The following is a 24,192-nucleotide window of genomic DNA, read 5'->3' on the forward strand; positions in this document are numbered from 1 at the left end:
AAATATCGTCCCTAAAAAAACGGTGAAGGGAAGAAGATATGACCGGATGGGCTAAGAGAGTCGCTGGCTGGTGTAAAGCGATGCCAATGGTTATATGTATACTGATCCCGGAGTTGCCTTTCTGATATGTAGGAAAGGACGTGTGGTCACGTTACAGGCAAAGGCCTTGTTGGAGGCTGAGAGGACAGCGCTGTTGAAGTGCTGTTGAAATAGGGTGGTACAGCGTGGAATTGTTCCCCGCCCCTAATTGTGTTATCAATAACACAGGTTAGGGACGGGGATTTTTGTTTATAATCGCTAAGAAAAGCTAGGGGGAAATTAATCATGCAGCAGGAGAAAAAATATATTCCGTTTGAACAAATAAAAATTACCGGCCGTCAATGGCCTGATAAAACGATTACCAAAGCACCTGTATGGTGCAGTGTTGATTTGCGCGACGGCAACCAGGCATTGGTAACACCGATGGGTATTCCTGAAAAAATCCGCTTTTTCCACACCTTGGTAGATTGCGGCTTTAAGGAAATCGAGGTTGGCTTTCCCTCCGCATCGGAAACAGAATACGAAATTCTGCGTACCCTGATTGAAGGCGGACATATTCCCGATGACGTAACCGTACAGGTTCTGGTGCAGGCGCGTGAAGAGCTGATTCGCAAAACCTTTGAGGCAGTACGCGGTGCTAAAAATGTTATCATCCATTTTTACAACTCTACTTCCACACTGCAGCGCAAAATTGTTTTTAGCAAGGATATGGACGGTATTACCGATATCGCTGTGCAGGGCGCGCGCCTTATCCGTCAGCTGACGGAAGAAGAAGTTGCTCGCAGCGGCATGAACATTCGCTATGAATATTCTCCGGAAAGCTTCTCCGGTACGGAAATTGATTTCTCTGTGGCAATTTGCGAAGCAGTGATGCAGGAAATGGGTTCGACAAAAGAAAACCCAATTATCCTCAACCTGCCCTCTACTGTTGAAATGTGTACGCCGAATACCTATGCCGACCAGATTGAATACTTCTGCCGTCATATTAAAAACCGCGAGGCAGCAATCGTCAGCGTGCATCCGCACAATGACCGTGGTACTGGCGTTGCCTGCGCTGAACTGGCACTTTTGGCTGGTGCGGACCGTATCGAGGGCACCTTGTTCGGCAATGGCGAGCGTACAGGTAACCTTGATATCGTAACTGTAGCTCTCAACATGTTTACGCAAAATGTTGATCCCGAGCTGGATTTCTCACATATCCTGGATATCAAAAAGGTTTATGAGGAATGCACAAAAATGCATGTGCCTGAGCGTCAGCCGTATGCCGGCGAGCTGGCCTTCACCGCCTTCAGTGGTTCACATCAGGATGCTATCCGCAAGGGCTATGAGTACATGAAAAACAGCGGTACCGAATATTGGGAGGTACCGTACCTGCCGATTAATCCGGCAGATATTCATCGTGAATACGAGCCTGTTATCCGCATCAACAGCCAGTCCGGCAAGGGCGGCGCTGCCTTCGTGCTGCAGCATACCGTTGGCTTCAATTTGCCAAAGGAAATGCATCCGGAATTCGGCAATATCGTGAAGGCTGCGGCTGATGAATACGGCGATGAGCTTTCCAGCGAGCAGATTGTGCAGCTCTTCCGCAAGGAATACATAGATTTTGCCGGCAAGTACCAGCTGCTGCGTCATCGCTTTACCGAGCTTAACGAAGCTGATGGCAGCATCCACAGCCGTTTTGAAGGTGAAATTTCGGTTGCAGGCGAAAATAAAAGCGTAGTCGGAGTAGGTAACGGTCCTATCGATGCCTTCTTCCAGGCACTCAACGGTGTCGGAATTGATGGCTACGAATTCGTCAACTACCATGAGCATGCAATCTCCAAGGGCTCTGATGCAAAGGGCATTTGCTACATCGAGCTGAAGCAGAAAAATAATGGACACATCTTCGGCGTAGGCATTCACTCTAACATCAACGTGGCAGCGCTGCGCGGTATCATCTGCGCTATCAATCGCGCGGAAAAGTGAATAGTGGTCAGTGAGTAGTTGTTAGTGAATAGTGGTTAGAAAATATTTGCTAGTACGGGGTAAAGAAAAAATATATTAGAAAATAGCCCCTGTATATATTATTTTGCTAAAGGTCGGCGCCAGAAAAATAGATAAGCCGGCTTTGATAACCTCCAAAATAAGGGAAAGATTTTTTGGAAAAACAAGGGAAAGAACTAAAAATAAGGGAAAGAAGCAAGCGCCGTCGGCCGTAGGGCAGGCGGCGATTTGCGCTTTACAGAACAATATTTCCCTAAATAAAATTGTGGAGCAGGCTTTGCAGCGTTTTTGGCTAACGGAAAATTAAATATATGAAAAACAGGCATAGCTGTATGATACCTGGCCAAGTATATTACGCCATACTAAGAATATAGTTGTCTGTTTGTTGACATATAATTACAATATAATAATGCTTTAAACATTAAGGACTTCGTTTTAAAATTACGGAGTCCTTTTTGATTTATCAGGTGCTGTAAGCACCTGCAAGCCAAAAGTACTTGATGTACTTTTGCTTGACGGGGGGGGGGCAACATGCTATAATTCTAGCAGTGACTAATTATGTAATTGAAGTTATTGTAAAATAAGGGAAAAAGCCAATATACATAATTGACAATTTAGAGAGTTTTTCATGTAAGCATTTTCCTCTTTGAGAACCTGCAAACACTGTATGGCATATTGCTATAAAATTTAAGAAACTAACTAGATAACAAGAGAATACAAGCGTATCAGGTGTATTTATACTTAATAGGTAAACAGGTGCAAAACCTGTGCTGTCCCGCAGCTGTAATGTGGAGTTGGCCTTATAATGTCACTGGGGAACCGGGAAGACAAGGCTGGCAGTGAAGCAGAGCCAGAAGAACTGCCTGATATAGGGCCTTTCAACCAACCTGCGATGTACAGGATTGCGCTTTCCGAGGGATAAGTGCGTCTTGCCGTCAAAGTACGGCGAGACGCTTTTGTTTTGACTGCAATGTTTGCATAAAGTATATTTATTATTCTTGCATATTAACATCTGACAAGCGGAACAAGGATAGCTTGGTCAGATGCTTTTATGAAAATAAAATTTTTCCCAGTATGCTCAAGAATTACGAGAGAAAGGAGGAGCTATGAAAAGGATATTTATGCTGCTGACCTTAATTTTGGCCTTGATGTGCCCAGCACTTGCCGGTGCTGCGGAGGTTTCTAGCGACAGAATGATTTTGGACTGGACAACATCCAAGGTATGGGTTAACGGCGGCGAGCTGTGTGTAACAGGCACCTTTGTCAACAAGCGCAGTGATTTGACTATCACTAAGCTGAATGACTTTATTATGCGTGTTACCTACACAGACAAAAATGGCGAGCAGAAGCAGTTTACTGGCAGACCGGTAAAGTTTCCGCTATGCAAAATTCCTGCCAATGGTTCGCGTAAGCTGAATCTTAACTTTGGCAAATTTGCTGACGAAAGCGTTGGCAGCTGGGTAACGGCGCAGACCTATACGTTTACGTATATTAACGGTGCGCGGTTCTGATTTTTTGATGAGTAGAGCTTTTTTATGCTCTCAAGATGAATATGTGAATGTTTGTCGACATTCATAATGATTAAGAAAGAAGTGTATGAGTAACATGAAGAGAAGATATACAGCTGCGGCTGCTATGATGATGGTAATGGGCCTGTGTGCAAGCGCAAGCGCAGCATTTGACGAAAACCTGAACAGCTATACCTTAGATAGCATGATTGTAGAGGCTGACGCAGTTAAAAACAAGTTCGGCGATACTATTACTGAGCAGTCCTACTATCGTACCGGCGGTGACGTTAAGGTTATCACCCGCGAAGAAATTGAAAAACGTCATTATACTGATTTGACCGAAGCAATCAAACGTATTCCTGGCGTAACCTTCCAAAACCCCGGCTATCGTGGCGGTGAATATGGTTATCAGTTCTATAACAATGGCGTTTCCATCAATGGTGATACCCGTGTAATTATTTTGGTTGACGGCCGTCGTGTAGACAATGCTGCCAGCACTCGTATCGGCAGTGGTACAAAATCCGGTTCCAAATCTACTGGTGTAAACCTTGATCAGGTAACCAATATGGAAAACGTTGATAAAATTGAGGTTATCAAAGGACCTGGCGCTTCCGTATATGGCAGTGATGCAACCGGCGGTGTAATCAATATTATTACCCGTAAGGGCGGTGACAAGAATGTTGGCTCTATCGATTTGTCTACCGGTTCTTGGCACAAACATAAATATGCTATCAGCTATTCCGGTAGTGCCGGTGATGACAATTCCTGGCATTACTTTATTTCCGCTAACCGTGATATGTCCGGTGATACCGGTTATAAAGACGGTATTGTCGGTTCTAACGGTTCCTTGGGCGGATCCAAATGGAAGGAAGATGGCGTTAACTTCCGTGTAGATAAAGACTTCAATGATAAGCAAAACTTAAAGGTTTGGTACAACTTTAAGGAAGGCAAGGATGGCTATCCTATTGCTGTACCTAACATGAAATATTGGAATGAAAAAGACTGGAACGATATTATTTTCAAAGCTACTGTAGGCCAATTAGATGAAAATAATAAATTAGTTGGTGGTACATTAACTGGCGATGCTAAAAATCCCGGTTATCATAACCTTTATGCATTAGATGGTCAGGTATACGGCTCCTTCAGTAAATTCAAAAATAATGACTGGGATGTACAGTATACATTTAATAAAGAAAACGGCATGGAAAGCTTTATCCGTGTATATGATCAGAACCATCGCTATGCTCACCGTGATAAATATAAATGGTATGTAAACGGTAAAGGCGCAGCTGATGCATATAAAGCTGCATTTCCTAATGGCGCAACTAACGAACAGCTTTCCCAATGGATTAGCCAAAACTTAGCTCCGTTCCCGGATGGCGACCAGGAAAAGGTTAAAGAATGGTTGGAAAAAACCGGTGGCGCTGCACAGGAACCTACCAGCTGGCATGAAGAAAAGAACCGTGGCGTTCAACTGCAATATGCTAAAACCGTAGGTGTAAATGATATTATTGCTAGCGTAACCTATGACAAGGCTAAGAATTTCTCCAAGAGAATTAACAATACAACCGGAGAGATTACAACCAGTCATGTAGATAGAAAGTCTACTACAGCTTATATTCAGGATAAAATCCATCTGAGCGATAAATGGGATATTACTCCTTCTCTGCGCTATGCAAAATACAGTGCTTTTGAAACAACTAATGATAAAGGCAAAACACAGGGTAAGGGCGATACTCATCTGCTTACCCCAGTAATTAATACCCAATATATGTTTGATGATACCAGCAGCATGTATTTTGGCTGGACTAAAGTATTCCGTCCGTTAAAACAAGGTGACTACACAAGCGTTGATGGTGTATTCAAAACTCCTCTGGATGATGAAAAAGGCGATGCCTGGACTTTAGGCTTACGTAAAGATTTAAGTGATAAGACCAGTGTTGCGGTACATTATGACTGGACCCGTATGAGCAATGCTATTGCAACATTACCTATTTTCGTTGATGGTGAAATCAAAAATACCGCTGTTAATGCTAAAGAGGATAAACAATCCTTCAATCTGACTGTAGATCATCAATTTGATGAGCATTTCACCTTGAGCGCATCCTATTCTCATATGAAGGATAAATGGATGGCTAAAAACGGTTGGGTACTTGATCCGAGCTGGGGCTATAAGAATCCTGCTGATATCAACACTGCTATCAACAGCCTGCGTCCGCAAAACCATTATTCCCTGAACCTTTCTTATGAAAACGGCAAATTATACACCGGCTTACTGACTAACTGGTATACCGGCTGCAGCGATTATGCATTCACCAACAATCGCTTCTTAGTTCTTGACTGGAACATGAACTATGAGATTAATAAAGACTTGACTGCATACGTAATCGTAAGCAACCTGACCAATGAGGCTTATGAAACTTCTTATAACTCTTGGAATGGTGTCGGCAGCTCTGCAATGCCCGGTCGTTGCTGGATGGTTGGTATGAAATATACCTTCTAATTTTTGACTGATACATCATACTCTATCTCTTTTTAGGTAAAGCACTACTGCCGGCGCAGTAGTGCTTTGCCATATTCTTACTAAGCTGAGGAAGCAAATGAAAAAAATAATAACAGGAGTGCTGTTGGGATTGTGCTTGTTGCTCACCGGCTGCGAGCGCAACATCTTTACCCTGCCGGTAAAGGAAAATCCGGAAGCGTTGCTGCGCTTTAACCAACCGGCAGAATATGCCTATAACCCTGCGCACTATCCGGTAACTATCGAAAACTACAATACTCAGGGCGAGCCTGAGAAGATGACATATACGAAGCCGCCAGAGCGAGTGGTGGCAGTCTGGCAGAACAGCATTGAAACATTGCTGGCTTTGGGTGTAGGTGACCGCATTATTGCCGGCAACGGCGTGCCGGATAAAAAGTTTTTCCGTAAGGAATATCAGGAGCAGTACAGCAAAATACCTTATACCGGACTGCAGCTTTTAGACCTGGAAACAACCATGATGCTGAAGCCTGATTTGCTTGTCGGCTGGCATTCTACCTTTATGCCTAAGGTGCTGCGTAGTACCGATTTTTGGCATAAGCGCGGAGTAAACACTTTTATTGCACGTTCATCTATGATTGACAGCAAACCGCGTACCTTGGCAAACGAATACAAGGATATTCTTGACTTAGGCAAAATTTTTGATAAAAACGAAAGGGCGCAGCAGCTTGTAGGGCAGATGCAGCAGGAGGTTAATTTTGCCATCAGTCAGACTGCAGGCTACCAAAAGCGTCCGCGTGCTCTGGTGCTGGAATTTATGGGCAAGGAGCCGACGGTATACGGCGAAAAATCCTTGGCCGGCAATATTGTCAAAGAGCTGCACGGTGAACTGCTGGCAGAAAAGCAGCGCAGCATTGGCCTGGAGCAGGTTGTGGAGCTTGACCCGGATGTTATTTTTATTGTGGTAACAGAATTTAACTACGGGCGTGAGCAGGATATGCTTGACCGCGTTACCCAGCACAAGGCGCTGAAAAATTTGCGCTGCGTGAAGGAAGGACGTGTTGTAGCCTTGCCGCTGTATGCTATTTACAGCTCGGGCGTGCGCACCTATGATGGCATAAAAATTATTGCGGCCGGTATGTACCCGGATTTGTATAAGGAGAAATGATGATGGTTGATTTTTTGAAGAAGCAGGGGTACCTGTTCATCTGCCTGGGATTGCTTGCTTTGCTGGTAATTGCCTTGTTTTGGGCGTTGTCTATTGGCACGGTTAAACTGCCGTTGGTAAACATTTACAATACGGTTATGGAGCAACTGTTTAGCGGACAGCCTATCGAAGGCGTTGACCGCGGACCTGTGCATGATATTATCTGGCTGTTGCGCTTGCCACGCCTGGTGCTGGCTGCCTTAGTAGGCATGGGCCTTTCGGTTTGCGGCGTTATCATGCAGGCTGTAGTAAAGAACCCCTTGGCGGACCCGTATATTTTGGGTATTTCCTCCGGTGCTTCGCTGGGTGCAACGGCGGCAATTCTGCTGGGTATCGGTGTGGCGCTGGGTGAAAACTTTGTCGGCATTGCAGCCTTTATCGGTGCCTTTGCTATGTCGCTGGGCGTACTTTTTATCTCTAACCTGGGCGGACGCAGCAATTCTGTAAAGCTGCTTTTGGCAGGCATGGCGCTGAGCGCAGTCTGCGGTGCCTTTTCCAGCTTTATCGTTTATTTTGCCAATAATAAAGAAGGCATGCAGACCATTGCCTACTGGATGATGGGCAGCTTTGCCGGTGCCAAGTGGGAAACACTGGCAGTTATCGGACCAATCGTAGTGTTGGCAGTAATGTTCTTCTGGACGCAGAGCCGTATGCTCAACCTGATGCTTTTAGGCGATGAATCCGCTTTGACTTTGGGTACGGATTTACATATTTACAGACAGATTTATCTGCTCGTGAGCTCTCTTATCGTCGGCTTTGTAGTATATGCCGCTGGTATGGTCGGCTTTGTCGGCCTGGTAGTACCGCATGTTATCCGTATGCTGGTAGGCACCGACCACAAAAAGCTTATTCCAGTCAGTGCCTTGACCGGTGCGGTATTTTTGGTAATCGCTGATGGCCTGTGCCGTGTAATTATTCCGCGCACCGAGCTGCCAATCGGCATTCTGATTTCGCTTATTGGTGCTCCGTGCTTTGTATATTTGATGATTAAGAAAACCTATGGCTTTGGAGGTAACTGATAATGGAGATTTTAGCAGAAGCAGTAAAAATGGCCTTCGGACCAAAGGAAATTCTTAAGGGAATAGATTTCAGCCTGCATAATAAGGAATTTGTGGGCATTATCGGCCCTAATGGCAGCGGTAAGAGTACCTTTCTGAAATGTGTTTACCGTGTGCAGAAGCCTACGGATGGCAAAATTACCTTCAACGGAACGCCGTTGGACGAGCTTTCTTACCGTGAATCGGCGCTGCAGTTAGCGGTAGTGGCACAGCATAATGTTTACAGCTTTGATTTTTCGGTGTTGGAGGTTGTACTGATGGGACGCTCACCGCACAAGAAAATGCTGGAGCGTGATAATCTCAACGATTACCGCATTGCACGCGAAGCGTTGGCGACTGTAGGTCTGGCGGATTTTGAAGAACGCAGCTTTGCTACCTTGAGCGGTGGCGAGCAGCAGCGTGTAATTTTGGCGCGGGCACTGACGCAGCAGACGGAATGTCTGGTGCTGGATGAACCGACGAACCATCTGGATATCAAGTACCAGCTGCAGATTATGGATATTGTAAAATCACTTGATTTGACTGTTGTGGCAGCAGTCCATGACTTGAATATCGCAGCGATGTATTGCGACCGTCTGGTAGCAATTAAGGACGGACAGATTGTAGGCATGGGAACTCCGCGTGAGCTGTTGACGGAAAAGTTTATTTATGATATGTATGAGGTGCGCTGCAGAGTGGATGAGGATTCGTCCGGAAGGATTAATATTGTGTATCTGCCACAACATTGGATGTAGGACGGCGGCGGATAAGGCACCATCTGTACTATAATATTTTTTTGTTCAAGGAGGGTAAAAAATGAAAAAGCTATTATTGATTCCGGCGTTCATGACCATGTTCTTCGCCGGCAGCGTAGCAGCTCCTGCTGCCTTCGCTGCTCAGCCTGCACCGCCGCAGGAAAGCAAAATGATAATGCCGCCGCCCAAGGACGGCAAGCGTCCGCCGATGCCGCCGCGTATGCGCCGGCCGCAGCTTTCCAATGCAGAGGCTGCGGAAAAGCTGCAGTCAGCATATGGCTATCGTTATTCTGATATGCTGCGCTTGTTGAATATCGGTCATAGCTATGGCGATATGAATACAGCCTGCTTGTATGCGTATCTGTCCGGGGAGCCGGTAGAAAAGGTGCTGCAGCTGCGTCAGCCTGCAACCTGGGGCAGGGTGCGTGCGCAGTTAGGACTGACGCCCAAGCTGTATGCTGAAAAATATATGGAATATCAGGCAAGCTATCTGCCTGCCGACAGCCCCGTAGACAGAGAAACGGCGTTGAAATATCTGCGACAGGGCTATCCGCTGGGCGATATTCAGCAGGCTGGCAAGCTGGCCAAGGAAAGTGGTAAAACTTTGGCACAAGTGCTGCCAATGCGCACTGTTACCTGTGATTGGGAGCAGGTTAAGGCAAAGCTTGGCTTGCAGCAGGAAGCAAAACAGGACAAACCTTTTGCCTTCAGAGGACGCGGTCAGCGTAGCGGTGCAGGCTTTGCCGGCTTGCATACGCGTAACATGACAGCGGAAAGAGTAGTACGGATTTTCCACGCTGATTATCTTTTTGATGAAGCGGAGCTGCTGCCGCTATACGAAAAATATGGCTTTGAAGGCTTGGAAGATATCTGCCTGCATGCCTACATGAGTAAAAAGACACTGCAGGAAATCATTGACCTGCGCGATAAATATTCTTGGGAGCGTATGAAATATGTGCTTGGCTTGACACCGCAGGTATATTTTGACCGTTGCGTGGATTATCAGGCGCGCCGCCTGGCAGAACGCATGGATATCCCGCAAAAGGTAACCAAAAAATATATGCATATGGGTTACGCAATGCATCATATCAACAGTGCTTATCTGCTGGCACAAAAGGCCGGTCTGGATATTAAGGATGTTATTGATTTGAAAACGCCGAAGAATTCCTGGCAGGATGTGGCGCTGAAAATCGGTCTGACTGTGGAAGATTGCCGTGAGGTTAAGAACAAAATCAGCAAGGACTTTGGTAGGCACGAATGAAACGTATTGTAATTTTACGCTGTTTGAAATCTAATGACGTCTGTACCGGTGCAGGCTGCATGCGTGCTTTTAATACAAAAAGCGGTTCCTTCGCCAGATATGGTGAGGAACAGCTGGAGTTGGAGGCCTTTTGGAGCTGCAATGGCTGCGAAGACTGCCGTTTGAAGCATCAGGATGGCATAGAAGAAAAGCTGGAGCGTATTATAGGCCTGAAGCCGGATGCTGTGCATGTTGGTGTCTGCGTTAAGCAACGCACGGAATATGGCGATGAGGTTACCTGCAAAACTATTGCAGAAATTTGCGAGCGTCTGCAAGCTATGGGACTGACGATTGTGGAAGGTACGCACTGATGAATATGCTTAGATTTACAGAATACAACACCTACAATGAAGCCGAAATTATGGCGTTATATAGCAGTGTTGGCTGGAGCAATTATACCAATAATCCGGCAATGCTAAGGCAAGCTTATAAGAATTCACTTTATGTTTTAGCGGCCTATGTCGATGATAAGCTTGTGGGGATACTCCGTGCTGTTGGTGATGGTGCTTCTGTAGTTTTTCTGCAGGATTTAATAGTGCTGCCGGAGTTTCAGCGGCATGGTATTGGCTCACAGCTTATGCGAAATGTTATGGCAAAGTACGCCGACGTCTATCAACTACAGCTCCTTACAGAAGCAAGTGAAAAAAATATTGCTTTTTATGAATTCCTTGGGTTAAAAAGAGTCGAAAAGTATGGTTGCTGCGCTTTTATAAGATAAGGATGGTAAAAAGGTTGGCATTAGGCTGGATTTGTTGTTCAAACTATGGGGACTTACAACACTTAAAAATTGCCTATTAGTGCTTTATGTTACGAGAGTTACACTTTGCGGTGTGACTCTCTTTTTTTAGCGTCTTTTTTCAGGAAATGCTGTAAAAAGCGTTGACTTTTACTTTGTTTGATAGTATAATTCTCAGCAACCTATAAAACTTATCTGTTTACTATGTTTTAAAATTGGAGGGATTGATATGATTAATCTTAATGGTTCCTGGGTAGCAATGCCTACCCCTTTTACAGCAAAAAATGAAATTGATTTTGACGGTTTTAAAACCTTAATTGACCGTCAGATAAAATATGGTACATCGCAATTGTTTATTCTTGGCTCTGCCGGCGAGGTCACCTTGCTTTCCTTAGAAGAAAAGAAACAGATTGTTAAGGAAGTAATCAAGATGACCAAGGGAAGAATCCCGGTATTCTTTTCAGCTGCTGCCTTAACTACGGAAGCAAGTATTGAATTTGCTAAGTATGTTGAAGAGCAGGGTGCTGATGGCGTAGTCTTCACGGTTCCGCCGTATGTGCTGATTCCGCAGCATTCAGCTTATCATCATCTTGATGCCTGCATGAGTGCAGTATCCATTCCTTGCGGCATTTACAACAATCCGTCACGCTTAGGCGTTCAGGTAGAGCCGGAAACAATCAAGCTGCTGTCAGACAGACATCCTAATTTTGTAGTAGACAAGGAAGCTACCGGAAGTGTTGCGCAGCTTGTTCAGGTACAACGCTTGTGTGAAGGCAAGGTAAAAATAATGTGCTGTGATGCTCCTGGCTACTCCATTGTAATTCCGACTTTAGCTGTTGGCGGTAGTGGTACAGCAAACATTGGCGGCAATATCATTCCGAAGGAGGCTGCAAAATATTCCCGTCCCTGGACAGATATGCAGATTGTTGAAGAATGCCGAGCAGAATATTTCAAATGGTTCCCACTGTTGATGGAGCTTTACACCTATTCTAATCCTATTGTTATCAAAGCAGCCTTAAAGCTGCTGGGATTGCCAGGAGGTCATCTGCGTCATCCCTATGAAGCATATGACGGCGAGGATTTGAAACGCTTGGAAAAAATAATGGATAAAATGGGTGTTCTGGAAAAATACAGCGTATAACGCTTACTGAGGGTATATTGATGATTATCAATCTAAAAGATGTTAACAAGAGCTTTAAGGTAAAGGGGACAACCTTTGAAGCCTGCAAAAATATTAATTTGTCTGTCGAAGCAGGCGACGTTTATGGCATTGTTGGCTATAGCGGTGCCGGAAAATCTACACTTGTACGCCTGATAAATGCACTTGAAAAGCCTACCTCAGGACAAGTCGTAGTCAAGGGCAAGGTTATCAACGAGCTGGATGGCAAGGAGCTGCGCCAAATACGCAAAGATATTGCTATGATTTTCCAAAGCTTTAATCTTTTGAGCTCTAAGACAGTTTATGATAATGTCGCTATTCCTTTGCTGCTGAACAATACGCCGAAGGAAGAAATTAAAGCAAAGGTTATGGCGATGCTGGAGTTCGTGGGATTAAGTGATAAGCAAAATGTTTATCCGCAAAATTTATCCGGTGGACAAAAGCAAAGAGTTGGCATAGCCAGAGCCTTGGCAACAAATCCCAGCATCTTATTGTGTGATGAGCCTACAAGCGCTTTGGATCCTAAAACAACAGATTCAATTTTACGTCTGCTGCGTAAGGTCAATCAGGAGCTGAACGTAACGATTATTCTTATCACGCACCAGATTAACATTATCAGCAAAATCTGCAATAAGGTTGCGGTAATGGCTGAGGGCGAGATAATTGAAAATGGTACAGTAAAGGAAATTTTTGCTCATCCCAAGCAGCAGCTGACGAAGGATTTTATTAATCTGGTAGTAGATGATTTTATTCCGGATACTATTTTTGCCAAGGCTATGCAGGAGCAAGGGCCTGCTCGCATTTATAAGCTGCGTGTTTTAAACGGCAATGTCTGTGACACCTTTGTGCCGGATTTGCGTAAGCAGTTTAAGCTGGAACTGAAAACCTTGTCCATGTCTGTTATGGAGATGCAGGGTTCCATCCTGACCAGTGTAGGCATACTGGCTAAGGGGGATGCAGAAGAACTGGCACGCTTTGACAGCTATTTATATGCACATTATGAAGTGAAGGAGGTAACTGCCTAATGATTCAGGAATATTTGCGTGTGCCTGCTTCTACACTGATTGAGGCTGCTAATCAGACGATTTATATGGTTGCTGTCTCCTTGGTAGCCGGTGCAATCTTAGGTATGCTGATTGCAATTGTTTTGGTTTTGACGCGCGAGCGAGGTCCCCTGGAAAACAAATGGGTATTTAATATTTTGGGTGCTATAGTCAATATTGTACGTAGTATTCCCTTTATTATTTTCATCGTGGCGGTTATGCCATTGACCAAATTTATTGTAGGGACAAGAATTGGCACTACAGCAGCTATCATCCCACTTGTTCTGCATGTTGCACCTTATCTGGCACGCTTATTTGAAAGCTCACTGCTGGAGGTACAGGGAGGCATCATAGAAGCGGCGCAATCTATGGGGGCGACTACCTGGCAGATTATACGTTACTTTTTACTGCCGGAGGCTATGCCATCCTTAATGCTGGCAATAACAACAGGCACGATAGGGCTGTTGGGCTCGACAGCGATGGCTGGTGCAATTGGCGCCGGTGGTGTAGGCAATCTGGCTCTGACCTATGGTTATGAGCGCCTGAATATGCCGCTGATGGCTGTTACCGTTATTATTTTGATTATATTAGTACAGATTATCCAATCACTTGGTAATTATCTGGCACAAAGATTCAGACATGTATAGTAAAGGAAGTGTAAAAAATGCTGAAGCATAAATTAACTTATTTGGCAATTTTAGGTGCGTTGTTTACGCTGTTTATGGTTGGCTGCGGTTCTGATAACTCCAAGGATGCTGCTGCAACCCAAATCAGCGAGGGTGCTAAGCAACATAAGGTTATTAAATACCGTCGCTTGCCGACAGCTACCAGTGATATGTTCGAAGCAGGCATTGTACCTATTTTGAAGAAAAAAGGTTATGAATTAAAGCCTGTAGAAATTACTGATTCTGTCCAACGCGAGCTGGCCTTGAGCGAGGATGAGATTGATATGCATGTTGATTCTCATGCTGCTTATGTCAACACCATCAATAAGGACCAGAAAACGAATCTTTATCCTGCCTTGCAGGTGCCGACAGTTCCTGCCGGTATTTATGCAGGCAGCAAGACTGATTTAAAGCAGCTTGCTGATGGCGACAAGATTGCCTTTCCGAACGATGCCTCCAACGAAGCACGTTCCCTGCAGCTTTTGAAGGAAACGGGCCTGATTAAAATGAAAGAGGGCGTTGATCCTACTAAATATAAATTGGCGGATGTTGCTGAAAACCCGCATCATCTGCAGCTTGTTTTAATGAAGGGACCTAACATTGCAGGTGTACGCTCTGACTTTGCCTTTGTAATCTTGCGTGGCTCGGATGCATATAACGCCAAGATTGATTTTAACAGCGCTCTTGCCGGTGAACGTCAGGAGGATATTCTGGCTCCTAATATGATGTGCTTTGTTGTCAATGGCAAGCATAAGGATGAAGCTTGGGTGCAGGATGTTATCGCTGCTTATAAATCTTCTGAATTCAAGGACTTTATGAAGACACAAAGCAAGTTCTGGATTTTACCTGAATACCTGCGCAGCAAATAAGAAAAGAGTGATGGCCTATGTTGAACAAGATATTGCAGGATAGGCTGAAGGCTGCTGTAGCAGCAGTTGAAAAGGATGTGTATGCAGTTTATAAGGAGCTGCATACACATCCTGAATTATCCTTGCAAGAATATAATACAAGTAAGCTTGTCCGCGCTGTAGTAAAAGGCTATGGCGTGTATGGCGAGCCTTTGCCGATTGGCCCGACAGGGCTTTTATACAAGCTCCAGGGAGCTGCTGACGGTCCAACGCTGCTCTTGCGTGCTGATATGGACGCGTTGCCGCTTCAGGAGGATGCGGACCACGAGGTGCACAGCGAGGTTCCAGGCGTTATGCATGCCTGCGGACACGATTCTCATACGTCTATTTTATTAGGAACGATGCGTGTACTGGCATCTTTCAAGAAGCAGATTGCCGGCACTGTATATTTTTTCTTTCAGCCTGCGGAAGAAGGACTGAATGGAGCAAAATTTTTATTGCAGACAGCCGGCGTACCGCTGGAGAAAATTGATGCTGTATGTGCCTGTCATATGATGCCGGATTTATATGCCGGAGAAATCGGCTTGCAAAGCGGAGCGCTGTTGGCAAGCTCTGATACCTTTGATATTACTGTTAATGGTAAGGGTGGTCATGGTGCGCATCCTTATACGACTGTCGATCCGGTAATGATTGCAGCCGGTCTTGTGCAACAGCTGCAAAATCTTGTGGCACGTGAGGTTTGCGCTTTAGACAGCGCTGTAATTTCTGTTTGCAGCATTCATTCTGAGGGAAATGCTTATAACATTATTCCTGATAAGGTGTATCTGCGTGGCACAATCAGAACGTTAGAGCCTGCAACACGTAAATATTTGCAGAAACGCGTTAAAGAAGTGTGCGAGCATTTTTGCGCTGCTCAAAGAGCTACTAGTGAAGTTACTATTCTGGAGGGACCTCCCTCCCTGCATAATGATGCTGCTTGGGTAGCAAAAGCACAGGAGGTACTGGCTCCCGTCTTAGGCGCTGAAAATATTAAACAGCTTAAAATTGCTACCATGGGTGCTGAGGATTTTGCCTATATTAAAGAACGCTATCCAGGTATCTTTATCCGCATTGGCTGCCGCACGCAGGGAAAAGCGTTTACACCTATCCATAGCGGCCGCTTTACTGTGGATCGTAAGGCCTTGACCAGCGGGATGCTGACGATGGCCGGGATGGCGCTTGATTTTTGTCAGCAGGGAGCAGCAAAAGATGGTAAATAAATTTTATGAGGTTACTGTGCCTCAGGGTGAAGATATTAAAAAATTTTTGACGGCCTTTATTCTGCAGCAAGGGTGGAAAAATGTTTATGTTACCGGTGCTATTGGCAGCGTAATTGATATGGTTTTTACTACTCCTGTGCAAAATCATCTGCCTTTACGCTGTGGCAGGGTGCCTGTAAGTGCTGCCGGAGAAATTGTGCAGTTTTGCGGCGAGGTTATGCCTATCGAAAAAATGCCGCCAGAGCTGGAGGATATTTATCCGGATAAGGACAGTCCGCTTTTTGTGCATATCCATGCGGCCTGCGCTATTGCAGGCGGACACGTTATTGGCGGCGGCCTCAGCAGTGGCAGAGCCTTTAGAGCCTTACGTGTTTTTATGGTACCACTAGATGATGTTGCCTGAATAGCTGCTAAGCAAGTTTTGTTAAAATTTAACACTTTCATAAGTAATATGTGAAAAAAATAAAAAAAGCGCAAACTTTAGCAGGAGTTTTCGCCTCTATAGCGAAATATAGAAACAAAGGGATAAAGCCCGAGCCCTTGATAGAAAAATGGTAGCACCAAAGCGATTTGGCGACATACCAAAGGAGGCATTGATTATGAGTGTAAACGTAAAAGGCAGAAACATTGATGTAACCCCGGCTCTGAAAGAGTATGTGGAGAAAAAAATTACTAAGGTTACTAAGCAGTTTAAGACTGTTGGTGACATTTCTGCAGTACTGAAGGTTGAGAAAGGTAACCATATTGTAGAAATTACGGTTCCCGCAAGCGGCATCCTGCTGAGAGCTCAGGAAACCACGAAAGATATGTATTCCTCCATTGATTTGGTTGTAGAGAAAATTGAACGTCAGATTCACAAATATAAAACTCGTCTGATGAAGAGAAAATACAGCAACTTTGCTGATACTGCTGTTCCTGCTCCGGTACCGGCTGCAGAGGCTGCTGATGAAGGCGAATTCGAAATTATCAAGAATAAACGCTTCATCATGCATCCGATGACTCCGGAAGAAGCAATCCTGCAAATGAACCTGTTGAACCACGATTTCTTCGTATTCTACGATCCTGATCTGGGTGCTACTAATGTGGTTTACCGCCGCAAGGATGGCAAATATGGTCTGCTGAGCCCGGAACTGAAATAAAACAAATATTTTAACCTAAACTTCACAAAAAAGCACAGGATTTGCTCCTGTGCTTTTTGCTTTTTAAGAGAGATTCTGCTATAATTTAAAATTAGGTGTATAGTCTTTTCAAACACCATAATTTTAAGGAGTGATCGTGTTGCTCGAAGGCATTTTAAAGAAAATTTTTGGTGACCCCAACGAAAAAGAGATCAAGAACATTCGTGTAATCGTAGATAAGATTAATAGTCTGGAAAAGGATATGGAAAGCCTTAGCTCTGCCAATCTGGCAGCCAAGACTGGCGAATTTAAGGTACGTTTGCAAAAGGGTGAAACCCTGGATGATATTCTTCCGGAAGCATTTGCCGTTGTCCGTGAAGCATCCAGACGTGTTACCGGCATGCGTCATTTTGATGTGCAGCTGATTGGCGGCGTGGTGCTGCATCGCGGCAAAATCGCTGAAATGCGTACCGGCGAAGGTAAAACCCTGGTAGCTACTGCACCTGTATATCTGAATGCATTGACCGGCAAGGGCGTACATGTTGTAACTGTCAATGATTATCTGGCACGTCGCGACAGCGAGGATATGGGCCGTATTTACAAGTTCCTTGGCCTGTCTGTTGGTCTGATTGTGCATGATATGGATTTCCCCGACCGTAAGGCTGCATATGCTGCAGACATTACCTACGGTACAAATAACGAATTCGGCTTTGACTACCTGCGTGATAACATGGTAGTTGATGAAAATCAGATGGTTCAGCGTGAGCTGAATTACTGTATTGTCGATGAGGTCGACAGTATCCTGATTGACGAAGCGCGTACCCCGCTGATTATTTCCGGCCCAGGTGAAAAATCCACCGAGTTGTATCAGGTTCTGGCCCGTGTTGTTGCCAACATGGAAGAAGGCGAGGACTATACTGTTGATGAAAAGCAAAAACAGGTAGCGCCTACCGAAAAGGGTATTGCCAAGGCAGAAAAAATGCTGGGCATCGGCAACCTGTATGACAATGAGCATGGTGTGGACTATTCCCACCAGATTATGTGCGCTCTGAAGGCTAAGGCTTTGATGCATCGCGACCGCGATTATGTGGTTAAGGATGGTCAGGTTATCATCGTTGATGAATTTACCGGCCGTCTGATGTTCGGACGTCGTTTCTCCGAAGGTCTGCATCAGGCTATCGAAGCTAAGGAAGGCGTAAAGGTAGAACGCGAAAGCCAGACTCTGGCAACTATTACCTTCCAGAACTACTTCCGTATGTACAAAAAGCTCGCCGGCATGACCGGTACCGCTAAGACCGAGGAGCAGGAGTTCCAGAAGATTTATAATCTGCCGGTTGTTGTTGTACCTACCAATAAGCCGATGATCCGTATTGATTATCCTGATGTTATCTATAAAACACGTATTGCCAAATACAAGGCAGCGGTTAATGAGATTGAAGAATGCCATAAGTCCGGCCGTCCGGTACTAGTTGGTACTACTTCTATTGCTCAGTCCGAAGAGCTGAGCGCAATGCTCAAACGCCGCAACATTCCGCATAACGTGCTGAATGCTAAGTACCATGAAAAAGAGGCTGAGATTATTTCTCATGCAGGTCAATATGGCGCTGTAACCATTGCTACCAACATGGCAGGCCGTGGTACCGATATTACCTTGGGTGAAGGCGTACCTGAATTAGGTGGCCTGCACATTATCGGTACTGAGCGTCATGAAAGCCGCCGTATCGATAACCAGCTGCGCGGTCGTTGCGCCCGTCAGGGTGACCCCGGTTCTTCCAAGTTCTTCCTGAGCCTGGAGGATGACCTGATGCGCTTGTTCGGCAGTGATAATATTGCCGGCATCATGGATAAGCTGGGCATGGAGGACGATGAACCGATTGAACACAGCCTGGTTACCAAGTCCATCGAAAATGCTCAGAAGAAGGTTGAAGCACGTAACTTCAGCATTCGTAAGCATGTCCTGGAATATGATGATGTTATGAACCAGCAGCGTGAGGTTATTTACTCTCAACGTCATAAAATCCTGCATCAGGAAAATCTTAAGGATACCATCAAGGAAATGGTTGATGAAACCGTTGAACGTACTATGACCATGTATGCGCCGCCTGAGGTTTACTCTGAGGATTGGGATCTGCAGGCTCTGATTAACTACGCTGAGGACTTCTATGCTCCGCGTGGTCTGCTGACTGTAGATTATCTGCAAAACCTCAGCCGTGAAGAACTGGCTGAATACCTGCAAAAGGTTGCTGATGATAATTATCAGGCACGTGAGGACGCAATTGGTCCTGAACTGATGCGTGAGCTGGAAAACCTGGTTATGCTGAAGGTTGTAGACAACCATTGGATGGAACATCTGGATGCTATGGATATGCTGCGTGAAGGCGTTGGTCTGCGTGCATATGGACAGAAGGATCCGCTGGTTGAGTACAAATTTGAAGCCTATGACATGTTTGAAGCTATGATGGAGGCTATCAAGGAAGACGTTGTCCGCTACATTTACCGCGTCAATGTTATTACCCAACCGCAGGTTGAAGATCCACTGGAAAATGCTTCCACTAATAACCCGACTCCCGAGGGTGACGAGGGTAATTTGAAAGCTGAACCCAAGAAATAATTTTTAAGTCAGCAGCTTTTGCTGCTGACTTACTTTAGCCTTGTTTGCAAGAACTCGGCAAAACGGCTGAGGCCGTAAATAACTAATATTTGCTACACGAAAGGTTGTGAGGAATTTTGTTGATTGAAGAATATAAGCCTGAAATTACAAATCTGCAAGCAAAATTAGAGGAAATGAGGGGATCTCTTTGACATCGCTGTCAAAGAAGATCGTATTGCAGAATTAGAACATAAAATGGGTGATCCTACTTTTTGGGATGATCCGGAAAAGGCGCAAAAAACAGCGCAGGACGTTAACAGCTTAAAGGAAGAGGTTGATGGCTTCCATAAATTGAGCGCAGGCGTTGAAGATTTAGAGGCTTTACAGGAGATGGCTGCCGAAGAAAATGATGAAAGCCTGCTTCCTGAAATGGATGAGCTGCTGGCAAAATGCCGCAGCGAGCTTGAGCATTTGGAGCTGGGTATGCTGCTCAGCGGTGAATATGATGCCAACAATGCTATCCTGACACTGCATGCAGGTGCAGGCGGCACTGAAGCGCAGGATTGGACCAGCATGCTGCTGCGTATGTTTACCCGTTTTGCTGAGCAAAACGGCTTTGCTTTGGAAATGCTTGACTATCAGCCGGGTGATGAGGCCGGTGTAAAAAGTGCTACTATTCAGGTTAACGGCCATAATGCTTATGGCTTCTTGCGCTCTGAAAAGGGTGTACACCGTCTGGTGCGCATTTCTCCGTTTGATGCCAACGCTCGTCGTCATACCTCCTTTGCTGCGGTAGACGTAATGCCTGAGCTTGATGATACTGTTGATGTAAATATTAATATGGATGAGGTGCGCGTCGATGTTTACCGTTCCAGCGGTGCCGGCGGTCAGCACGTCAATAAAACCTCCTCTGCTGTACGTATGACGCATGAACCGACGGGTATCGTTGTTCAATGTCAGAATGAGCGTTCCCAAATTCAGAACCGTGAGCGTTGCCTGCAGATGCTGCGTGCAAAATTATATGAATACGAAAAGGCTAAGCAGGATGCTCTTGTCAGCGATATTGCCGGTGATTACCAGAATATCGAATGGGGCAGCCAAATCCGTTCCTATGTATTCCAGCCTTATACTATGGTTAAGGACCATCGTACAGGCTGCGAAACCGGTAACATCCAGGCTGTTATGGATGGTGATCTGATGCCGTTCGTAGAAGCATATCTGCGTAGCCAGCAGAAGAAGGTTTAATAAAGCGAGGTCTGGACAGGTGAATTTTATGAAAAGCCGATATAATCCTTTCCTTTTGGCAGTAATCGTAATCGGTCTGGTTTGTGCCTTATGGCTGAACGTTGTCCGTCACGATGTTGAACAAAAAAACAATACTGTAGAAATGGCTATGGAGTACGAGGGATTACGTAGACTGGCTGCCTTGCAGGGATTGCCTGAGGAGGATGTACTGCGCCAGTTTAAGGATGCAGGCATCAACTCACTGATGATTTTTGATACTACGCTGGAGCGCTTGACTAACAATGGCGAAATCCAGACGGTAACCGGCGGCGAGCTGCGTCAGGCAGCTGCGCTTGGTTCCGGCATGGGTGTTTTCGCTAATGTTGGCGCCGGCGATGTTGAGGAAAATGCTGCTTACGTTGCTGCTACCGACAAGCAGTCGGTCTTAGATGATGTGGAGCAGGATTTGTGCCTGCGCTACGGTGCTGACCGTGTGAAGGTTGTAAGCGAAAATCCGCGTATTATCAAAATCAATGGCAGCACTACGCCTCTGCCTGAGGGCAAATACGATGAGCCTCAGGGACTGTTGCAGGCTCCCTTGGGATTGCCGGTGCAGGATATGCGCAAGGTTGCTGCTTTAGGCTTCAAAATTATCGTGCGTCCGCAAAATTATGTGGATGTAACGGATGAGCAGATTGACAGTATCTTTGCCCGCATTAAGGAAGCCGGTGTGCCTGTTGATGCTCTGATGCCCTGCGGCACCGAGGTTGTTGGCTATCCTAATAAAATGAAGCATTTGGGCGAGCGTATGCAGGAAAACAACATGACGCTGGTAATGCTGGAGCATTACACCCAGCTGCAGTTTGCTAAAATCGACGGACTGTTGCCTTTGGCTGAGTTCAATGACTACAAGGCTGCCCGTTCCTATGTTATCGACCCGACCGAGCAGAAGAAAATCAGCGTGGGCGAGGCTCTGCGCCGTTGGGCGCTGACGGACGAGGAGCGCAATATCCGCGTGAACTATATCCGTCCCTTCCTGATGCCTGAGGGTGGTCAGGATATTATGAAGACTAACCTAAAATATGTGCGTGATATTAAGGCCAGCGTTGAAGCGCGTGGTTATACTATCGGCGAAGCAGGTGTTTTCAGCGCCGAAAACAAAGATGGCTTTGCACCGTACTTCCCTGCAAAGGTAAGCTTTATTCCTATTGTATTGGCGATTGCCGCAGGTGTAGTGCTGTATCTTGCGCTGCTCTTTAACTTGGGAGGTAAGCAGCAAATAGCACTGTGGGCAGTTTTTGCTGCAGGTGCTCTGGCACTGCTGTTTATCGGTCGCGGCCTGTTTACGCGTCAGCTACTGGCTTTGGCGGCAGCAAGTGTGTTCCCGGTGCTTTCGATGAATGTTATCTTTAATATCTGGGATAAAAATACGAGTGATAAGCACAGCCTGCTTGCTATCTGCTGGAATGGTATCTGGCAGCTGGCGCTGGCTATCGCTTTGTCTTTGGTAGGTGCAGCCTTCCTGTCTGCTATTTTGACAGACAGCCGTTTCTTGTTGGAGATAGACATCTACCGCGGCGTAAAATTAACCTTTATTCTGCCGGTTATGCTGACAGCTGTTCTCTTTATGAAGCGCTATGACCTGCTGCAGGTTGTGGGCAAGGGCTTGAAAACTCTGTGGGAGCGCCTGAACGGTTTGCTTGATACAGGGATTACATTCCGTCATGTAGCAGTGCTTGCGGTGCTGCTGTTTATTGCTTATTATTTTGTCGGCCGCAGCGGTCACACCGGTGGTGTGCCTGTACCGGCAATTGAATTAAAGATGCGTGCTTTCTTAGAGCAGCTGATGTATGCACGTCCGCGCGAAAAAGAATTTATGATCGGGCATCCGGCATTTTTCGTTGCAGTGCTTGCTGTTTATCGCTGTGCTCCGCGCTGGTGGCAGTTTGTGCTTACCTGTGCAGCAGTTATCGGACAAGGCAGTCTGGTGCAGACCTTCTGTCATATGCGTACACCGGTTGTAATGAGCTTTGTGCGTGCTCTTGACGGCTATGCTGTTGGCGTAGTATTCGGCGTAATCGCCGTACTGGTGCTTGGCATGCTGTTGCCTTTTGTTGTGAAGTTTAGAAGGAGATACCTTGAAGAATGAGTAAGATCGTGATTTCCGGATACTATGGATTTGCTAATGCCGGAGATGAAGCTATGCTGACCGCGATCATTAAGGCTTTGCGCAGTACAGAAAAGACCGTGGAGCTGACGGTTATCTCGGGCAATCCGCCCGCTACTGCTGCAAAACACAAGGTGAATTCTCTTCATCGTTTCAGCTTTTGCAAAATTTTTGCTGCCCTGATGGACTGTGACCTGCTGCTCAGCGGCGGTGGCAGTCTGCTTCAGGATGTTACAAGTAAGCGCAGTCTGTTATATTATCTTTTCATCCTGGCTTTGGGTTTACTGCTCAAAAAGAAGGTCATGCTTTTTGGACAGGGGATAGGCCCTATTCATAACAGGCTGATGCGCAGGCTGACTAAATTTATCTGTAGCAGGGTGGATCTGATAACTGTACGTGACCAGGATTCGCTTTATGAGCTGCGTCGCATCGGTGTGCCTGCGGAAAAGGTGCAGCTTACAGCCGATTCTGTACTGACGTTGCCGCAGGAAAGTAAAGAAAAAGGACTCGAGCTGCTGCAGCAGTTTAAAATTCCTGAAAATAAAATGCTGATAGCAATCAGTGTACGCAAGTGGCAGGAGGATGATAAATATCTGTTGGAGCTTGCTAAAGCCGCCGATATCCTGGCAAAGGAATATAAGGCGCATATTGTGCTATTGCCGCTGCAGTATCCTGTTGACTTGGAGGCTTGCAGCAGATTACAGCATTTTATGAGGCGTAAGTCAGACAGTACTGTTTTGGATACCAGCTGTGATACCGAGCAGTTTTTGTCGCTGATGGGTAACTTTAATCTGCTTATCGGTATGCGTCTGCATGCACTGATTTTTGCTGCAGTTATGGAGCTGCCTTTTGTGGCTGTATCCTATGACCCCAAAATTGACGGCTTTGTTAAAGACATTAACGGCATCAGCGCAGGAGCTGTGGAAACACTGCAGGCTGCGCAGGTAGTTGCGTCTGCGCGCAAGGCGCTGGCTTCTGCCAATGCTGCTCATGGACTTTTGGATACATTGAGAGCGAAAGCTTTTTTAAATGCAAAGGAAGCCTTTGATTTATTAAATTGAGAGGAGATTGAAGG

20 protein-coding genes, 1 riboswitch and 1 other annotated feature are annotated in these 24,192 nt (G+C 45.8%); all 20 genes read left to right on the forward strand.

Annotated features, from left to right (window positions below; all coding sequences use genetic code 11):
• The first annotated feature begins 13 nt into the window (after window positions 1-13).
• Window positions 14-248: a binding site (T-box leader), on the forward strand.
• A 76-nt stretch (window positions 249-324) separates the two neighbouring features.
• The 20 genes from leuA to csaB all read left to right on the forward strand — a co-directional run bounded on the left by leuA (window position 325) and on the right by csaB (window position 24,178).
• Window positions 325-2,004, forward strand: a complete 1,680-nt coding sequence (gene leuA, locus Q0G26_RS01385; RefSeq protein ID WP_293827873.1) for a 2-isopropylmalate synthase — start codon at window positions 325-327, stop codon at window positions 2,002-2,004.
• A gap of 728 nt (window positions 2,005-2,732) precedes the next feature.
• Window positions 2,733-2,904: riboswitch (cobalamin riboswitch) on the forward strand.
• Window positions 2,905-3,128: 224 nt separating this feature from the next.
• A complete protein-coding gene (locus Q0G26_RS01390; protein WP_293827875.1) occupies window positions 3,129-3,533 on the forward strand; it encodes a hypothetical protein in 405 nt (134 codons plus the stop codon).
• A gap of 124 nt (window positions 3,534-3,657) precedes the next feature.
• On the forward strand, window positions 3,658-6,033 hold the full coding sequence (locus Q0G26_RS01395) for a TonB-dependent receptor (RefSeq protein ID WP_366517720.1): 2,376 nt from the start codon (window positions 3,658-3,660) through the stop codon (window positions 6,031-6,033).
• A 97-nt stretch (window positions 6,034-6,130) separates the two neighbouring features.
• The gene (locus Q0G26_RS01400) at window positions 6,131-7,177 is read left to right on the forward strand and encodes an ABC transporter substrate-binding protein (protein ID WP_293827879.1); all 1,047 of its coding nucleotides are present in this window, start codon (window positions 6,131-6,133) and stop codon (window positions 7,175-7,177) included.
• A gap of 2 nt (window positions 7,178-7,179) precedes the next feature.
• Complete coding sequence (locus Q0G26_RS01405; RefSeq protein WP_366517721.1) at window positions 7,180-8,235, forward strand: iron ABC transporter permease; 1,056 nt, start codon at window positions 7,180-7,182, stop codon at window positions 8,233-8,235.
• A gap of 2 nt (window positions 8,236-8,237) precedes the next feature.
• On the forward strand, window positions 8,238-9,008 hold the full coding sequence (locus tag Q0G26_RS01410; protein WP_293827885.1) for an ABC transporter ATP-binding protein: 771 nt from the start codon (window positions 8,238-8,240) through the stop codon (window positions 9,006-9,008).
• Between the two features lie 61 nt (window positions 9,009-9,069).
• Window positions 9,070-10,269 carry a hypothetical protein gene (locus Q0G26_RS01415; protein WP_293827891.1) on the forward strand — a complete coding sequence of 400 codons (1,200 nt, stop codon included), beginning with the start codon at window positions 9,070-9,072 and terminating at the stop codon, window positions 10,267-10,269.
• Complete coding sequence (locus Q0G26_RS01420; protein WP_293827893.1) at window positions 10,266-10,619, forward strand: CGGC domain-containing protein; 354 nt, start codon at window positions 10,266-10,268, stop codon at window positions 10,617-10,619. Before Q0G26_RS01415 ends, Q0G26_RS01420 begins: the two co-directional genes overlap by 4 nt.
• Window positions 10,619-11,026 (forward strand): GNAT family N-acetyltransferase, encoded by a 408-nt coding sequence (locus Q0G26_RS01425; protein ID WP_293827895.1) that lies wholly within the window; start codon window positions 10,619-10,621, stop codon window positions 11,024-11,026. Before Q0G26_RS01420 ends, Q0G26_RS01425 begins: the two co-directional genes overlap by 1 nt.
• Before the next feature lie 247 nt (window positions 11,027-11,273).
• Window positions 11,274-12,185 (forward strand): dihydrodipicolinate synthase family protein, encoded by a 912-nt coding sequence (locus Q0G26_RS01430; RefSeq protein WP_293827897.1) that lies wholly within the window; start codon window positions 11,274-11,276, stop codon window positions 12,183-12,185.
• Window positions 12,186-12,208: 23 nt separating this feature from the next.
• Window positions 12,209-13,228 carry an ATP-binding cassette domain-containing protein gene (locus Q0G26_RS01435; protein WP_366517722.1) on the forward strand — a complete coding sequence of 340 codons (1,020 nt, stop codon included), beginning with the start codon at window positions 12,209-12,211 and terminating at the stop codon, window positions 13,226-13,228.
• Window positions 13,228-13,893, forward strand: coding sequence for a methionine ABC transporter permease (locus Q0G26_RS01440; protein ID WP_293827901.1), 666 nt, complete (start codon window positions 13,228-13,230; stop codon window positions 13,891-13,893). The genes Q0G26_RS01435 and Q0G26_RS01440 overlap by 1 nt, the downstream gene beginning before the upstream one ends.
• Window positions 13,894-13,910: 17 nt before the next feature.
• Entirely contained in the window at window positions 13,911-14,780 is an 870-nt protein-coding gene (locus Q0G26_RS01445; protein WP_293827904.1) for a MetQ/NlpA family ABC transporter substrate-binding protein, read from the forward strand.
• Between the two features lie 17 nt (window positions 14,781-14,797).
• Window positions 14,798-16,018, forward strand: coding sequence for a M20 family metallopeptidase (locus tag Q0G26_RS01450; RefSeq protein WP_293827907.1), 1,221 nt, complete (start codon window positions 14,798-14,800; stop codon window positions 16,016-16,018).
• Window positions 16,008-16,421 carry a DUF296 domain-containing protein gene (locus Q0G26_RS01455; RefSeq protein WP_293827909.1) on the forward strand — a complete coding sequence of 138 codons (414 nt, stop codon included), beginning with the start codon at window positions 16,008-16,010 and terminating at the stop codon, window positions 16,419-16,421. Before Q0G26_RS01450 ends, Q0G26_RS01455 begins: the two co-directional genes overlap by 11 nt.
• Before the next feature lie 196 nt (window positions 16,422-16,617).
• Complete coding sequence (raiA, locus tag Q0G26_RS01460) at window positions 16,618-17,157, forward strand: ribosome-associated translation inhibitor RaiA (protein WP_293827911.1); 540 nt, start codon at window positions 16,618-16,620, stop codon at window positions 17,155-17,157.
• 139 nt (window positions 17,158-17,296) lie between these two features.
• Window positions 17,297-19,747, forward strand: coding sequence for a preprotein translocase subunit SecA (gene secA / locus Q0G26_RS01465; RefSeq protein WP_366517711.1), 2,451 nt, complete (start codon window positions 17,297-17,299; stop codon window positions 19,745-19,747).
• A gap of 119 nt (window positions 19,748-19,866) precedes the next feature.
• A protein-coding gene (gene prfB, locus Q0G26_RS01470; RefSeq protein ID WP_337365634.1) for a peptide chain release factor 2 occupies window positions 19,867-20,971 on the forward strand; the annotation gives its coding sequence in 2 pieces (ribosomal slippage) (window positions 19,867-19,935 and window positions 19,937-20,971; 1,104 coding nt in all).
• 28 nt (window positions 20,972-20,999) lie between these two features.
• A complete protein-coding gene (locus Q0G26_RS01475) occupies window positions 21,000-23,099 on the forward strand; it encodes a DUF5693 family protein (protein WP_293827918.1) in 2,100 nt (699 codons plus the stop codon).
• The gene (gene csaB / locus Q0G26_RS01480) at window positions 23,096-24,178 is read left to right on the forward strand and encodes a polysaccharide pyruvyl transferase CsaB (protein ID WP_293827920.1); all 1,083 of its coding nucleotides are present in this window, start codon (window positions 23,096-23,098) and stop codon (window positions 24,176-24,178) included. The genes Q0G26_RS01475 and csaB overlap by 4 nt, the downstream gene beginning before the upstream one ends.
• The last annotated feature ends 14 nt before the right edge of the window (window positions 24,179-24,192 follow it).

The organism is uncultured Phascolarctobacterium sp., from assembly GCF_934190775.1.
Taxonomy (GTDB): domain Bacteria; phylum Bacillota; class Negativicutes; order Acidaminococcales; family Acidaminococcaceae; genus Phascolarctobacterium_A.